General features: G+C 65.1%; 14 protein-coding genes and 1 tRNA gene. 5 read left to right on the top strand and 10 right to left on the bottom strand.

The window, feature by feature from the left end:
• Positions 1–30: 30 nt before the first annotated feature.
• Both trmB and HDG34_RS04720 read right to left on the bottom strand, forming a co-directional pair.
• Positions 31–837 carry a tRNA (guanosine(46)-N7)-methyltransferase TrmB gene (trmB, locus tag HDG34_RS04725; RefSeq protein WP_184058117.1) on the bottom strand — a complete coding sequence of 269 codons (807 nt, stop codon included), beginning with the start codon at positions 835–837 and terminating at the stop codon, positions 31–33.
• 126 nt (positions 838–963) lie between these two features.
• Positions 964–1037: transfer RNA gene (locus HDG34_RS04720), tRNA-Gly, on the bottom strand.
• Positions 1038–1260: 223 nt separating this feature from the next.
• On the opposite strand from HDG34_RS04720, the gene HDG34_RS04715 reads away from it, so the two are divergent.
• A complete protein-coding gene (locus tag HDG34_RS04715; protein WP_184058115.1) occupies positions 1261–2844 on the top strand; it encodes a methyl-accepting chemotaxis protein in 1584 nt (527 codons plus the stop codon).
• 58 nt (positions 2845–2902) lie between these two features.
• Here the strand turns inward: HDG34_RS04715 and HDG34_RS04710 are convergent, their stop codons facing one another.
• From HDG34_RS04710 to HDG34_RS04700, 3 genes are all read right to left on the bottom strand, one after another.
• Positions 2903–3466: a YggT family protein gene (locus HDG34_RS04710; RefSeq protein ID WP_184058113.1), complete on the bottom strand. Its 564-nt coding sequence runs from the start codon at positions 3464–3466 to the stop codon at positions 2903–2905.
• Between the two features lie 157 nt (positions 3467–3623).
• A complete protein-coding gene (locus tag HDG34_RS04705; protein WP_184058111.1) occupies positions 3624–3944 on the bottom strand; it encodes an EthD family reductase in 321 nt (106 codons plus the stop codon).
• Between the two features lie 85 nt (positions 3945–4029).
• On the bottom strand, positions 4030–4965 hold the full coding sequence (locus HDG34_RS04700) for a Rossmann-like and DUF2520 domain-containing protein (protein WP_184058108.1): 936 nt from the start codon (positions 4963–4965) through the stop codon (positions 4030–4032).
• A gap of 276 nt (positions 4966–5241) precedes the next feature.
• Here HDG34_RS04700 and HDG34_RS04695 point away from each other — a divergent pair, with 276 nt between their 5' ends.
• From HDG34_RS04695 to HDG34_RS04685, 3 genes are all read left to right on the top strand, one after another.
• Positions 5242–5403 (top strand): hypothetical protein, encoded by a 162-nt coding sequence (locus tag HDG34_RS04695; protein ID WP_167368604.1) that lies wholly within the window; start codon positions 5242–5244, stop codon positions 5401–5403.
• Between the two features lie 387 nt (positions 5404–5790).
• Positions 5791–6102, top strand: a complete 312-nt coding sequence (locus HDG34_RS04690; protein ID WP_184058106.1) for a hypothetical protein — start codon at positions 5791–5793, stop codon at positions 6100–6102.
• A gap of 206 nt (positions 6103–6308) precedes the next feature.
• Positions 6309–7274 (top strand): threo-3-hydroxy-L-aspartate ammonia-lyase, encoded by a 966-nt coding sequence (locus HDG34_RS04685; RefSeq protein WP_184058104.1) that lies wholly within the window; start codon positions 6309–6311, stop codon positions 7272–7274.
• Between the two features lie 70 nt (positions 7275–7344).
• Here HDG34_RS04685 and HDG34_RS04680 read toward each other — a convergent pair whose 3' ends face one another.
• Complete coding sequence (locus HDG34_RS04680) at positions 7345–8025, bottom strand: LysE family translocator (RefSeq protein WP_184058102.1); 681 nt, start codon at positions 8023–8025, stop codon at positions 7345–7347.
• 46 nt (positions 8026–8071) lie between these two features.
• Positions 8072–9646 (bottom strand): UbiD family decarboxylase, encoded by a 1575-nt coding sequence (locus tag HDG34_RS04675; protein ID WP_184058101.1) that lies wholly within the window; start codon positions 9644–9646, stop codon positions 8072–8074.
• 615 nt (positions 9647–10261) lie between these two features.
• Between HDG34_RS04675 and HDG34_RS04670 the strand changes: the two genes are divergently transcribed.
• Positions 10262–11476, top strand: a complete 1215-nt coding sequence (locus tag HDG34_RS04670) for a transglycosylase SLT domain-containing protein (RefSeq protein ID WP_184058099.1) — start codon at positions 10262–10264, stop codon at positions 11474–11476.
• A gap of 95 nt (positions 11477–11571) precedes the next feature.
• Here the strand turns inward: HDG34_RS04670 and HDG34_RS04665 are convergent, their stop codons facing one another.
• The 3 genes from HDG34_RS04665 to ribH form a co-directional block, all read right to left on the bottom strand.
• Positions 11572–12768 (bottom strand): pyridoxal phosphate-dependent aminotransferase, encoded by a 1197-nt coding sequence (locus HDG34_RS04665; RefSeq protein WP_184058097.1) that lies wholly within the window; start codon positions 12766–12768, stop codon positions 11572–11574.
• 159 nt (positions 12769–12927) lie between these two features.
• Complete coding sequence (gene nusB, locus HDG34_RS04660) at positions 12928–13362, bottom strand: transcription antitermination factor NusB (RefSeq protein ID WP_184023246.1); 435 nt, start codon at positions 13360–13362, stop codon at positions 12928–12930.
• Entirely contained in the window at positions 13359–13871 is a 513-nt protein-coding gene (ribH, locus tag HDG34_RS04655) for a 6,7-dimethyl-8-ribityllumazine synthase (protein ID WP_184058095.1), read from the bottom strand. The genes nusB and ribH overlap by 4 nt, the downstream gene beginning before the upstream one ends.
• Positions 13872–13887: the final 16 nt, after the last annotated feature.

Below are 13887 nucleotides of genomic sequence, written 5' to 3'. Positions count from 1 at the left end.
CCTTTTTCGTTGGCTTGCCGTCCCGTCGCGTTACGCGGCGCCGCGCTTGCGGAACACGAGGTCCCACACGCCGTGGCCGAGCCGCAGGCCACGCCGTTCGAACTTCGTCACCGGACGATAGTCGGGCCGCGGCGCGTAGGTGTCGGCGGTGTTTTCGAGCAGCGGATCGGCGCCGAGCACTTCGAGCATCTGTTCGGCGTAGTTCTGCCAGTCGGTCGCGCAATGCAGATACGCATCCGGCTTCAGACGCGACACGAGCAGCGCGACGAACTTCGGCTGGATCAGCCGGCGCTTGTGATGGCGCGCCTTGTGCCACGGGTCGGGGAAAAAGATGTGCACGCCGTCGAGGCTGTCGGGCGCGATCATGTGCTCGAGCACTTCGACCGCGTCGTGCTGGATGATGCGGATGTTCGTCAGCGACTGCTCGCCGATCAGCTTCAGCAACGCGCCGACGCCGGGCTCGTGGACTTCGACACCCAGGAAGTCGTCGGAGGGACGGTGCGCGGCGATCTCCGCGGTGGTGGCGCCCATGCCGAAGCCGATCTCCAGCACGCGCGGCGCTTCGCGGCCGAACACGCCGGTCCAGTCGGGTTGTTGTGGCGCATAGGGCACGACGAAGCGCGGGCCGAACTCATCGAGCGCGCGGCGCTGGCCGGTCGACACGCGACCCGCGCGCGTGACGAAGCTGCGGATGCGGCGGTGATGAAGCGTGTCTGCCGGCGTTGCACCCGGCGTGCCGTCGACGTCGTTCGTCTCGTTGCCGGCGGGCTGGTCGGTTGCGCTCGTGGGGGGCGGGGCGTCGTCCGGGAGACCGGAGTCGTTTGGATCGTGGATCATCGTCGATGCTGCTGCAAGGGTGAGGGCTGCGCGGCTTGCGCGCTGTGCCGGGCCGTTGCCACTACAAAAAAGCCGCCTTCAGGGAGGCGGCTCTTGCTGGATTCCGCTGAACACTCAGCGGGAAAGTGGAGCGGGCGATGGGAATCGAACCCACGGCTCTAGCTTGGGAAGCTAGGGTATTACCATTATACGACGCCCGCAGAGCGCGCTATTTTACAGGCTTTTGGGCCGTTTGGGCAGGGGTATGGCTCGCGCGCACGAGCAGCCGACCCGTCTTTCGCTTCTGCGGTTCGAACGGCGCGAGCCTTCAGACTTTGTCTGCGCCTGCCGTTAATCCGAATACTGCCCAACACCGTGCGCTTGCGCACCCACAAGCCGGCACGAACCCGGCGCTTCCCATCCCGATCAAGAGATTTTCCCAAGATGCAGTGGCTTTCCAATCTGAAACTGAGCCAGAAGCTTGTCGGCTCGTTGATGCTGTGCGCGTTCGTGACGGCCATCGTCGGCACGGTCGGTGTGCTGAAGGTGCGCGAAGTCGCGACGATGCAAACCGAAATGTACGACCGCGAATTCGTGCCTGTGCGCGACGACGGCACCGCCGCGTGGCAGGCCGCTTCGCACTTCCGGCGCCTCTATTCGTACATCCTGAATCCGGAGCCGGCAGGCCGCGCCGATACGGTGCGCCTGAATCACGGCGGTGAAGCGGCGATCCTGTCGGCATTCGACTACGAGCGCAAGCACGCGACCACCGACGCGCAGAAGCAATTGCTGAGCGACTTCGACGCCGCCTATCCGGCCTATATGAGTTCGGTCGCGAAGGTGATGGCACTGGCCGATCAGGGCGATCAGAGCGGCGCGCTCGCCGAGCTCAAATCGACCACCGACCCGCTGCACGTCAAGCTGCGCACGCTGATGATCAAGCTGTCCGACGTGCGGGATGAGTTGGCCAGACAGCGTGTCGCGAACGGCCTCGAGATGGTTCGCACGGTGACGTGGTGGATCGCGAGCTGCGCGGTCGTCGGCGTCGCGGTTGCGATCGGCCTGGGGCTGCTGGTGACGCGCGCGGTCGTGCGGCAGATCGGCGGCGAACCGGCCGAAGTCGCGAAGGTCGTCGAGCAGATCGCGGGCGGCGACTTGAGCCAGCGACTGCACACCGGCGCCGCCGACGACGGCAGCATCTTGCGCGCGGTCGCGCACATGCAGGAGCGTCTCGCGGCGACGATCGGTTCGATTCGCGAAAGCGCCGAGTCGGTCAGCATCGCTTCGCAGCAGATCGCGAGCGGCAACATCGATCTGTCCGCTCGCACCGAAGAGCAGGCCGCTTCGCTCGAACAGACCGCGGCGAGCATGTCGGAATTGACGCAGACCGTCACTCGCAACAGTGACAACGCGCGCAACGCGAGCGCGCTCGCGACTGAGGCTGCACAGGTCGCCAACACCGGCAACACTGCCGTCGAGGGCATGGTGCGCACCATCGGTGATATCAGCGGCAGTTCGACGAAAATCTCGGAGATCACCGGCGTGATCGAGGGCATCGCGTTCCAAACCAATATTCTCGCGTTGAACGCGGCGGTCGAGGCCGCGCGCGCGGGCGAGCAGGGGCGCGGTTTCGCGGTGGTCGCGAGCGAGGTGCGCAACCTCGCGCAGCGCTCGGCGAGCGCGGCCAAGGAGATCAAGGAGATGATCACGACGTCGGTCGCGATCATCGAAGGCGGCACGCAGCAGGCAGCCGAAGTCAGCACGACGATGGCGGATATCAAGGCCGCGATTCATCGCGTGTCGGATATCGTCAGCGAGATCGCAACGGCCTCCGAAGAGCAGAACCGCAGCATTCACCAGGTCGGCCAGGCCGTCACGCAGATGGACGAGACCACGCAGCGGAACGCGGCGCTCGTCGAACAGGCCGCGGCGGCCGCGCAATCGCTCGAGACGCAGGCGCGCAAGATGAAGCAGACGGTGTCGGTGTTCCGGACGGGGGAGAGCCGCGGTTTCGCGGCACCCGTGTAGAAGCCGCGCCGACTCAAGCGGCCGCCGCGCGTCAGCCCAACTTTCCCGCGCAATCAGCTTAGATCACAAAATAAGTCAGCTGAACCGCCGCGCGCGTGACGACCATCTGCAGCACCTGCACGATCACGAACAGCAGGATCGGCGACAGATCGATACCGCCGAATTTCGGCAGCACGCGACGCAACGGATTCAGAAACGGCGCGGTCAGCTGATACAGAATCGGCATCGCGGGCGAACGAGGATTGAGCCACGACAGCAGCGCCATCAGGATCGTCATCCAGATGATCAGATTGAGCGCCCACTTGATCGCGGTGAGCACCGCGACGATCAGCAGCGTCGGCACGAGCGTCAGCGGATCCGCGCCCGTCAGCACGATCATCAGGACGACGTAGATGATCGCGGCGATCAGCGTCGCGACCACGCTCGCCCAGTCGATGTTGCGCGTGCTCGGCAGGATGTGCCGCAGCGGCAGCACGATCCAGTTGGTCGCCTGCAGCACGGCGTTCGAGACCGGGTTGTACGGCGGCAGGCGCACAACCTGCAGCCACGCGCGCAACAGCAGCGCGGCGCCAAACAGCGTGAAAACGGTATTGAGCAGAAAACGGGCGATATCGCCAAACATCTCGTGTCCTTATGCTTCTGATGACGGCCGCCGACCGGCCGCGGGCTGCCGGCGTCGCCCGATCGGTGCGTGCCGGCGGTTTTCTGGATTTACCCGGTTAGCCAACCGGAGGTTCGACGTCATTGCGCGCCGCCTCCCGATGGCTGTCTGTCCGGCATCACACGGAAATCCGGACCTCGCTGATCAGGATTGTGCCGTTGCCGCCGTCGGTGTAGTTCGGGATATCCGCTAATAGTTGCTCGGACGCGGGCTTGAACACTTTATAGAAGTCGTCCGCGCTATCGAACAGGAAGTGTCCCGCGGCCACGTAAGGCGGTGGCGTGCCGGGCGGCCCGGCGTTCAGGCCCGCGTCGACCGACCAGCCTTTCAGCGCCGGCGCGAACAGCTTCGCCGCGAGCGGCATATGGGTCGCGCAGTAGTAGTCCATGTCGAAACGGCCGTTTTCCCGGTACGGGTAGAGGATGCTGACCTTGATCATTGTGCGTTCTCGTCTGTTGGTCCCGAAGCGCGGCGCGGGTCGTCGCGTGGTTCGCCCGGCGTGCCGGACGTCACATTATCACGGCTTACTTGACGCTTGCACCTGCCGCGGCCTGATTCAGCGAGCGGCCCAGCGATTCTTCCACAGCTTCGGAGATCGCTTCAATCGTCGCGGCCGGCGTTGCGCGACGTCGGGCGAGGTTGACCGCGCGGCGCGTCAGCAGACCATACAGCGCGGCATGGTCGCCGCCGAGGCCTTCGAGCAGCGCGAGCTGCTTCTCGACGACACCCGTGTCGCCGCGCGATACCGGCCCCGCGAGCGCGTTCGGCAGGCCCTTGTCGCGCGCGGTTTCGATCGTGCCCGCGAGCATCGGCAGCAGCGCGCGCAGCGCGTCGTCTTCGGCGAAGCCGAGCGTGCGCCACAACGCCACGCATTCGGCGAGGCTGCAGAGCGCGAAGCTCGCCGCGTAGTGCGCGGCGGCGTGATACAGCATGCGGCCGCCCGGCGGAATCGACAGCGGATGGCAGCGCAGCGCGAGCGCGAGCGCGGTCAGCGTCTCCTTCAGTTCGCCGTCGGCTTCGATCGTCACCGAGCAGCCCACGATACGCTCGAGATCGGCGAGTTCGCCGCTAAATAGATACAACGGATGAAAGCCGCCGATCGCCGCGCCCTGATCGCGCGCTGGCGCGAGCAGTTCGACCGGCGAGGCGCCGCTGCAGTGCACGAGCGCTTTGCCGGGGTGGCTTGCCGCATCGCCTCCAAAGCGGAGTGTGTGCGCTGTCGTACCGATGCTGTCGTCAGGAACGGCTAAAAAAACGATATCGGCGGCGTCGACGGCCTGTTGCGGGTCGTCAGTGGCCGCGCAGTGTGCGATCTGGGCGGCGAGCCGGCGCGCGGAATCGGCCGAGCGGCTCGCCACCGCGGTGACCGGATAGCCGGCGCGCGCAAACGCGAGCGCGAGACAACGCGCGAGCCGCCCCGCGCCGATGAAGCCGACGCGCGGCAAGGAAGACTGGGACATGGTCACCTGCTCCAGACGGATCGTGTGAACGGGAAAGCAGCAGTATCTCGCATCCGGCGAAGCGCGGCCGCGATCCGGCCCCTTGCACGGTTCGACAGCGGTCGTCGGATAAGTTTGCGGGCGATATGGCGCCAACGGTCGGTCATCGGGTGGCGTGACGCCCACGGTTGTGAAAACTGCTCACAATCGTACGTGACAGGAACAGTGGTCGATGAGCCGGTTTGGCGGTCGTATTTTCCGTACTTCGTTCGCAGTCAGAAATTCGGGAGGGTCGAGATGAGTATTTTTTCTTACCGAAAGCACTTGCGGTTCCTGACGCGCGCCCAGCGCCGTCGCTGGTGGGATCAGAAAAAGCGCCTTACGCCGCGCGTGCGGATCAGCGGCGCATACGTGCCGCCCAACGTGTCCCGCGAATTCGTGTACGTGAAGGTCGGCTAGTCGCGCGGTCTTCGCAGGTGACAAAATGCCCGGCCTCGAGCAATTGAGCCGGGCATTTTTTGTTGGGAATTTTCTTCCGGCTGTCAGGATTGAAGCGAATTTGTAATTAAAGATTACCGATGCGCGAACTCAAACCCCCGCGCTCGATCAGACCTGTGACGCGCGGCCCGTCGCCCGCGTGCAACCCCTTGATTCCCGGCTGATTTCGCTCAGGTCGCGGCGGCGCGTAGGCGCGCTCGCGCCGCGCTCGGCAAAACGCTTCGGCTCGCCCTTGCAATTTGCAACAAATGCGAACATTTCGGCTGGGGCTTTTTAGATACATTGATTTCACAGCATGCGAGGCATGCGCAGTCGGCGACCTTGGCAGGCCGCGCTAGGAGAATAGAAGTGAAAAAGATCGTTCCGTTTGTCGTTGCAGCCGCACTCGGCTTGGGACTTGCCGGGGCCGCTGAGGCAGGTGTTTCCGTCGGTATCGGCCTTGGGGTGCCGATCGCGCCGGCCTATCCGGTCTATGCGGCGCCGCCGCCTGTCTATTACGCCCCGCCGCCTGCGCCGGTGTACGCGCCGCCGGTTGTGTTCGCACCGGCTCCGGTGGTGGTCGGAGGCTATTACGGCTATGGCCGCCCTTACTATCGTGGCTACTACCACGGCTACCGTGGCTACTATCGCGGCTATGGGCACTCGTACTATCGTCATTAAGAAGTGCGGGCGCGCTTGACGCGCGTGGGAACGTCTACGGCGTAACGCCGGCTTGTGCCGGGTTACGCCGTTTCTTTTTGTGTCGCTGGTTTTTGCTTTCCGCAGCGTTCCTGGCTGGTGTCGCGCGCTCGCGCGAGCGCCGTTCCAAAGCATCGAGGAAGCTGGGAGAATGGCTGCTTCGCCACCGCTCCAGGAGAGTTTCGCCGATGCAAGCGCTTCCCGCTCCCACCTTCGATGACGTCCTCGACGCCGCCGCGCGTCTCGAAGGCGTCGCGCACCGCACCCCCGTTCTGACATCGAGCACGTTCGACGAGCGCACTGGCGCGTCGGTGTTCTTCAAGTGCGAAAACTTCCAGCGCATGGGCGCGTTCAAGTTCCGCGGCGCGTACAACGCGATTTCGCATTTCGACGCGGAGCAGCGCAAGGCGGGCGTGCTGACCTATTCGTCGGGCAATCACGCGCAGGCGATCGCGCTGTCGGCGCGCCTCGCCGGCATTCACGCGACGATCGTGATGCCGCACGACGCACCCGAGGCCAAGGTCGCCGCGACCAAAGGCTACGGCGGCGAAGTGATCAGCTACGACCGCTACAAGGAAAATCGCGAGGAAATCGGCCGCCGGCTCGCCGAAGAGCGCGGCATGACGCTGATCCCGCCGTACGATCATCCGCACGTGATCGCCGGCCAGGGCACCGCGGTCAAAGAACTGATCGACGAAACCGGCCCGCTCGACATGTTGTTCGTGTGCCTTGGCGGTGGCGGGTTGATCAGCGGCAGCGCATTGTCGGCGGCCGCGCTGAGCCCGGCCTGCACGGTGATCGGCATCGAGCCCGAGGCGGGCAACGACGGCCAGCAGTCGCTCGCACGCGGCGAGATCGTTCATATCGACGCGCCGCGCACGATTGCCGATGGCGCCGCCTCGACGCATCTGGGCCACTACACGTTCGCGGTCATCCGCCGGCTGGTCGCGCGAATCGAAACGGTCAGCGATGCGCAACTGATCGAGACGATGCGCTTTTTCGCGCAGCGCATGAAGATCGTCGTCGAACCGACTGGTTGTCTCGCGGCGGCGGCGGTGCTGAACGGCGTCGTGCCGGTGAACGGCAAGCGCGTCGGCGTGGTGGTGAGCGGTGGCAATGTCGATCTGCCGAAGCTCGCGCAGTACCTCGCATGAGCGGCTCACGTCGAGTCGCATGAAGAAAAACGGCTCGCCGATGCGAGCCGTTTTTTGTTCGCGAGCCGCTTCAGCTTGCCACTTGCGCGGTGCTCTGCACGATCAGGTCGCGATACCCGTTGACGATCACGCTGTACGAGAAATAGGCGAACAGCAGCGCCGACAGAACGTGACACGCGCGCAGCAGACCGGCGCCCGCGCGCTTGCGTCCCTGGCTGCCGAGCCCGCAGATGAAAAGCGTCCAGCACAGGCCGCCCAGAAAGAATCCGCCGAGGAAGATCAGCGCGGTTGTCGGGCTCGTTGCGCCGGCCTTCGCGATCAGCGCGCCGCCGACCGCTGCGAACCACAGGATCGCCGACGGCGACGACACCGCGAGCAGCACGCCGCGCACAAACCCGCGCCATGCCGACTGATGCGGCGCAGCCGCGTCGCCTTCGCCGGCAACAGCTTGCGCCGTGGCCGGGAACATCGCTTCACACGCCATCTTCCAGGTGAGAAACAGGAGGATCGCCGCGCCGCCGATCCATACGACCCAGCGCACCGATTCGAACTGCAGCAGCGCGGCCATGCCCGCGAGCGCGAGCGTCGCGTAAATGAGATCGCCGACGCACGAGCCGAGGCCGAGCCAGAAGCCCGGCCGGAAGCCGTGCGACAGCGTCAGCGAAATGATCGCGACGTTGACGAGACCGATATCGAGGCACAGCGACAAGGACAGAAAAAAGCCGTCCGACATCATTGAAAAAGCGTGCATCCGCGCGAGCGCTCCATCCGTTATTGATTGTGTTGTCCCGCGCGCGTTACAGGCCGAGGCCCAACTCGTTCCACAAGCTATCGATGCGCTGTTTGACCGCGTCGTCCATCACGATCGGGCGGCCCCATTCGCGGTTGGTTTCGCCCGGCCACTTGTTGGTTGCGTCGAGCCCCATCTTCGAGCCGAGGCCGGCTACCGGCGACGCGAAATCGAGATAGTCGATCGGCGTGCGGTCGACGAGCACCGTGTCGCGCGTCGGGTCCACTCGCGTGGTGATCGCCCAGATCACTTCCTTCCAGTCCCGGATATTGACGTCCTCATCGACGACGACGATGAACTTCGTATACATGAACTGCCGCAGGAAGCTCCACACGCCGAACATCACGCGTTTCGCGTGGCCGGGGTAGCTCTTCTTCATTTGCACGATCGCCATGCGGTAACTGCAGCCTTCGGGCGGCAGATAGAAGTCCGTGATCTCGGTGAACTGCTTCTGCAGCAGCGGTACGAACACTTCGTTCAGCGCGACGCCGAGCACCGCCGGCTCGTCGGGCGGTCTGCCGGTGTAGGTGGAGTGATAGATCGCGTCGCGGCGCATCGTGATGCGCTCGACCGTGAAGACCGGGAACCACTCCTGTTCGTTGTAGTAGCCGGTGTGATCGCCATACGGGCCTTCGAGCGCGTGTTCGTACGTGGCCGACGCACCCTTCGACGGACGCGGCGGTGCGCCGGCCGGGGCGGGCGAGGGTGCGCCTTCCTGCGGATAGATGAAGCCCTCGAGCACGATCTCGGCGCGCGCGGGGACCTGCAGACCGTCGACGCCCGGTGTGACGCATTTCGCGAGCTCGGTGCGCCCGCCGCGCAGCAGGCCGGCGAACTGGTATTCGGACAGCGTGTCGGGCACCGGCGTGACCGCGCCGAGAATCGTCGCCGGGTCCGCACCGAGCACGACGGCCACCGGATACGGCTTGCCGGGATTTTTAAGCGCGAACTCACGAAAATCGAGCGCGCCGCCGCGATGCGCCAGCCAGCGCATGATCAGCTTGTTACGCCCGATCAGTTGCTGGCGATAGATACCCAGGTTTTGTCGACTCTTGTTCGGCCCTTTCGTGACGGTCAGACCCCAAGTGATCAACGGCCCGGCATCGCCGGGCCAGCAGGTCTGAATGGGCAATTTGGCAAGGTCGACGTCATTGCCTTCCCAGACGATTTCCTGGCAGGGCGGTGCGTTGACCGTCTTCGGCGCCATGTCCCACACGGCCTTCGCTAGCGACAGCAGCTTGCCGGCGTCCTTGAGCCCTTTCGGCGGCTCGGGTTCCTTCAACGCGGAGAGTAGCCGACCGACATCGCGCAGCGATTCGAGCGCCGCCTGGTCGCCCGCGCCCGCTTCGGCATCGATGCCCATGCCAAGCGCGACGCGACGCGGCGTGCCGAACAGATTGCCGAGCACCGGGAACGCGTGCCGCTCGGTGTTCTCGAACAACAGAGCCGGGCCGCCCGCGCGGAGCACACGGTCGCAAAGTTCGGTCATTTCGAGATTCGGCGACACTTTTTGCGAAATTCGGCGCAATTCACCGATCGCCTCGAGGCGGCCGATGAAATCGCGTAAGTCTTTGTATTTCATCTGTGACGGTTCAGGGCCGCATGCACGGCGCATAGGACGGGGAGGCAGGAGGAACGGCGTTGGTACCTATCTGACGCAAAAAACGATTGTCGATTTTACCTGCGTTAGCCACCGCACGTAGATCAACCAAATGGTCTAGTCCAAATAGCCAGGGTCGGATCGCCCGAAACGCGCATTGAGCGCGGTTCTCGGGTGACTGAACACTGTTCATAATTACGAAAAGTTATCATTCTTGAATTCTATAGTGTTGACGATCTATAAAACCGTGCATAGAATCCGTCCACATTGGTTGCAGGGCGTTAACCTTTTTACCGTCGCCCCCGGTCCTCAGACGCAACGCGTCACCGTTTTGCTTCCCTGCAGGGTAGAACGGCATGATTGAAGTCCCTCACCAGCGTCCACCAACGCTGGTTTTTCGCGTGGGAGCCAAGCCTGATACACATCGAGTATGTGTGGGCTGTTTTTGAGATGGCTCCCAAAACGGTATATGTTGCCGTTTTCCCGACGTCGCTGCTGCCCAACCAGAGAGCACGCGATGTCTTGACTCTGCGAGCGCGCCGTACCGCCTGATTTGTCCCGGCGGAGTTCGCGGATCATGCAAGATGGGAGATCTGAATGAACGCCTGGTTATCGTGGCGTCCCGATGAGCGTATTGCGCAGGTTGTGCGCGGTGCGCTGCGCAGCGGGACGCGACTGAGTCATCACCTGTTCAGCATTGTCGGCGGGATCGCCGTGGTGCTGGCTCTCGCACTGTGGCTGATGCCGACCTGGCGCGGCGCGCTCGCCGCGCGTCTGATGCCGGTCATTTCCGCCGCCGTGCAAGCGGGCCCCGCCCGCCTGCTGCAAGGCAATCCGCTGCCCGCCATCGGACCGACCAGAAACGCCGACGCATCCTCCGACGAATCGCTGTCGGCCAATTCGCCGAACACGCTGACCACGCCGAGTCCCACCGATGGCTCGAACGACGGCAGCATGACCCTCACCGCGGCCACCACCGGCTTCGACGGCGCGTTCGACGGCGCCGGCACGTCGGGCACGAGCGCCGCCGCGCTCAACGGCCTCGATCCGCGCACGATGCAGGGCGTCAGCGCGCTCGCACGTCTGATTCCGCAGCAGCGCGTGTCCGCCGATGCACGCGATGACCGCGTGCTCGTGTCGAGCCACGAGCAGGACCTGGTCGCGTCGTACCTCGCGCGGCGTTATCGCGTCGCTCAGGAGCCCGTCGGCGAGCTCGTCAAAGCCGCGTTCGACACCGGCCGCGAAGTCGGCCTCGATCCGCTGCTGCTGCTGTCAGTGATGGCGATCGAATCGGGCTTCAATCCGTACGCCGAGAGCGGCGTCGGCGCGCAGGGCCTGATGCAGGTGATGTCGAAGGTGCATTCGGACAAATTCCAGTATTTCGGCGGCCAACGCGCGGCGCTCGAACCGCTCGCGAACATCAAGGTCGGCGCGCTCGTGCTGAAGGATTGCATCGCGCGTGGCGGCTCGCTGCCGGGCGGCCTGCGTCTGTACGTCGGCTCGACCACGCCGGATGACGGCGGGTACGGCGCGAAGGTGATGGCCGAGCGCGGTCGTCTGCGCGACGTCGCGCGCGGCCGTAAGGTGCCGATCAATGCGCCGCAAGCTCCGGTGCTGACCGCGTCGGCCACGCCGGCGCCAGCCGCGGCGACGAGTGGTGGCAACGGCAAGCGCGTTCAGGTGACGCTGCAAGGCGGTCACGCGCTGAGCCCGGCGACGTCGGCGGTGCACACGCAGCCGGCCGATCAGGACGACGCGAACGCCAATTCGACGACGCGCCACGTGGCGTCGGCGTCGGAGCTTGGGGCTTGAGTTAGACGTTGCCGTGCCGCATGAAAACAAGGACACCTTCGGGTGTCCTTTTTTGCGTCTGGCAGGCCGGTTGCTGCCGAATCAATCCCGATGCGTCAATGCCGCCCGAACAGCTTTGCCAGCCGCTCGACCGCCTCTTCGAGCTTTGGATACGCGGTCGCATACGACAGCCGGATGTAGTCCTTCGGCGCGTGCGTGCCGAAGTCCATGCCCGGCACCAGCACGACCCCGGCATCGTGCAGCATCGCCTTCGTGAGCGCCGCGCTGTCGCCGGCCGCCGGATGCGCGACGCCACGGCAGTCCGCGTACACGTAGAACGCGCCGTCCGGCATCACCGGCACGGAGAAGCCGAGCGATTCGAGCGCCGGCGCGATGAAGTCGCGGCGTCGCTTGAATTCGAGGCGCCGCGCTTCGTAGATCGCGATCGTCTCCGGCTCGAAACAGGCGAGCGCCGCGTGCTGCGCGAGCGCCGACGCGCAGATGAACAGGTTCTGCGCGAGCTTTTCGAACGCGCTGACCATCGCGGGCGGCACGACGAGCCAGCCGAGGCGCCAGCCGGTCATGTTGAAGTACTTCGAGAAGCTGTTGACGGTGACCACGTCGTCGCCGAACGACAGCGCCGACACCGGCTTGGCGTCGTAGCTGAGGCCCTGGTAGATCTCGTCGACGATCGTGAAGCCGCCGCGCGCGCGCACGGCCTTGACGATGCGCTCGAGTTCGGCCGGCTCGATCGACGTGCCGGTCGGATTCGACGGCGACGCGAGCAGCACGCCGCGGGTGCGCTCGCCCCACAGGCGTTCGACGTCGGCGGCGGTCAGCTGGAAGCGCTCGGCCGGCCCGCTCGGCACCATCACCGGCTTGCCTTCGGCGGCGATCACGAAATGGCGGTTGCACGGATAGCACGGGTCGGGCATCAATACTTCGTCGTCGCGATCGACGAGCGCCGCGCACGCCAGCAAGAGCGCGGCCGATGCGCCCGCGGTCACCACGATCCGCGCCGGATCGACGTCGATGCCGTAGAACTCGGCGTAATGCGCGGAAATCGCATCGCGCAGCGCGTGCACGCCGAGCGCGCTGGTGTACTGCGTGACGCCGCGGCGCAGCGCGCTCGCGGCCGCCTCGATGACCGGCTCGGGCGCCGTGAAATCCGGCTCGCCGATGCCCATGTGAATGATGTCGCGCCCCGCGCGTTCGAGCAGCACGGCCTCCTTGGCCAGTTCCATCACGTAGAAAGGCTGGATGGCATCGACGCGCGCGGCAAGCCGCACGAGAGGTTCGGTCACGGAGTTCATACGGTCAGTCCAGTTCAGAAGCAGGACGGCGCCTACCCATCAAATGATGCGTTCATCGATGCGCGCAGCGCCGTCCTTGCGGGCGATCGAGGTGCTTCGCCCTGTGCAGCGCGACGTGGCAGGGAGCCGATGCGCGGCATGGCCCCACCGGCGCCGCGCTCAGCTCTTGCGAGCCGCCTGCGTCTCGGTGGCGCGCAGTTGCGCCGAGAGCTTGTCGAGCACGCCGTTCACGTACTTGTAGCCGTCCGAGCCGCCGAACGTCTTGGTCAGCTCGACCGCTTCGTTGATGACCACGCGATACGGAATGTCGACGTGATTCTTCAGTTCGAACGCGGCGACCAGCAGCACCGCGCGTTCGACCGGCGACAGTTGATCGATCGGACGGTCGAGGCACGGCGCGATCGCGGCGGAAAGTGCTTCGGAGTCGCGCATCACGCCATGCAGGATCGCGTCCAGGTGCTCGTGATCGGCCTTGTCGTAACCTTGCGCGCCGCGTAGTTGCGCGTCGATCTCAACGCCGGGCGAGCCCGACAGCAGCCACTGGTAAAGCCCCTGCGTGGCCAGTTCGCGGGAGCGTCGGCGTGCGCTCTTCATGCCTCTTCCTCGTCGTCTTCGTCTTCATCTTCGTCGTCATCGCCGCCGAGCTGCTCGAGCGCGACCGCGAGGTTCGCCATTTCGACAGCCACGCGCGCGGCGTCGCGACCCTTCTCGGTCATGCGCGCGACGGCTTGCTCGTCGTTCTCGGTGGTCAGCACCGCGTTCGCGACCGGAATGCCGAAGTCGAGGCCGATGCGCGTGATGCCCGCGCCGCTTTCGTTCGAAACCAGCTCGAAGTGGTAGGTCTCGCCGCGGATCACCGCGCCGAGCGCGATCAGCGCGTCGAATTGCGCGCTTTCCGCGAGCTTTTGCAGCGCGAGCGGGATTTCCAGCGCGCCCGGCACCGTGACGAGCAGCACGTCCTGGCCGGTCACGCCGAGGCGTTCGAGTTCTTCGATGCAGGAGTCGGCGAGGCCGTTGCAGACGGGTTCGTTAAAGCGCGCCTGGACGATGCCGATGCGCAGTCCGTCGCCGTCGAGATTCGGTTGGTATTGTCCGATTTCCATATGAATTCCGTAGTGT

It is taken from the genome of Paraburkholderia sp. HC6.4b (genome assembly GCF_014200875.1).
GTDB lineage: Bacteria > Pseudomonadota > Gammaproteobacteria > Burkholderiales > Burkholderiaceae > Paraburkholderia > Paraburkholderia tuberum.
The sequence above is the reverse complement of the archived record's forward strand: the minus strand, read 5'-3'. Positions and strand labels throughout refer to the sequence as shown.

Coding starts and splice junctions, on each gene's coding strand:
- trmB (WP_184058117.1), bottom strand. CDS start 837: ATGATCCACGATCCAAACGACTCCGGTCTCCCGGACGACGCCCCGCCC.
- HDG34_RS04715 (WP_184058115.1), top strand. CDS start 1,261: ATGCAGTGGCTTTCCAATCTGAAACTGAGCCAGAAGCTTGTCGGCTCG.
- HDG34_RS04710 (WP_184058113.1), bottom strand. CDS start 3,466: ATGTTTGGCGATATCGCCCGTTTTCTGCTCAATACCGTTTTCACGCTG.
- HDG34_RS04705 (WP_184058111.1), bottom strand. CDS start 3,944: ATGATCAAGGTCAGCATCCTCTACCCGTACCGGGAAAACGGCCGTTTC.
- HDG34_RS04700 (WP_184058108.1), bottom strand. CDS start 4,965: ATGTCCCAGTCTTCCTTGCCGCGCGTCGGCTTCATCGGCGCGGGGCGG.
- HDG34_RS04695 (WP_167368604.1), top strand. CDS start 5,242: ATGAGTATTTTTTCTTACCGAAAGCACTTGCGGTTCCTGACGCGCGCC.
- HDG34_RS04685 (WP_184058104.1), top strand. CDS start 6,309: ATGCAAGCGCTTCCCGCTCCCACCTTCGATGACGTCCTCGACGCCGCC.
- HDG34_RS04680 (WP_184058102.1), bottom strand. CDS start 8,025: ATGCACGCTTTTTCAATGATGTCGGACGGCTTTTTTCTGTCCTTGTCG.
- HDG34_RS04675 (WP_184058101.1), bottom strand. CDS start 9,646: ATGAAATACAAAGACTTACGCGATTTCATCGGCCGCCTCGAGGCGATC.
- HDG34_RS04670 (WP_184058099.1), top strand. CDS start 10,262: ATGAACGCCTGGTTATCGTGGCGTCCCGATGAGCGTATTGCGCAGGTT.
- HDG34_RS04665 (WP_184058097.1), bottom strand. CDS start 12,768: ATGAACTCCGTGACCGAACCTCTCGTGCGGCTTGCCGCGCGCGTCGAT.
- nusB (WP_184023246.1), bottom strand. CDS start 13,362: ATGAAGAGCGCACGCCGACGCTCCCGCGAACTGGCCACGCAGGGGCTT.
- ribH (WP_184058095.1), bottom strand. CDS start 13,871: ATGGAAATCGGACAATACCAACCGAATCTCGACGGCGACGGACTGCGC.